General features: G+C 42.2%; 1 pseudogene. It reads left to right on the top strand.

The features are described from left to right. Positions 1-237 (top strand): annotated as a pseudogene (locus AC0IXC_RS29375) (hypothetical protein); the annotation flags it as partial.

Below are 237 nucleotides of genomic sequence, written 5' to 3'. Positions count from 1 at the left end.
CTCATGGAAAGAAAGGCTCGTTTTATGAAGTGATGAGCTCATTCTTAAAGGGAGCGCCGCTTTAAGAAGAACAAGAATTACATGATAAATTAGAGTGGTTTTATAACTTACTGCAAGTGTGGCGTGAATTTGCGCGACAACAATCACTTTCCGATTTAATTTGGAAAGTGAACGGTGAGACAGGCTATTACGACTTTGTCGGCGGTTTACCAGCCGGAAAGCAAAGGCAGGCAAACT

Source organism: Bacillus sp. AC266, from assembly GCF_979253805.1.
Note: the sequence above shows the minus strand (reverse complement) of the source record. Positions and strands in the feature narration are given on the sequence as shown.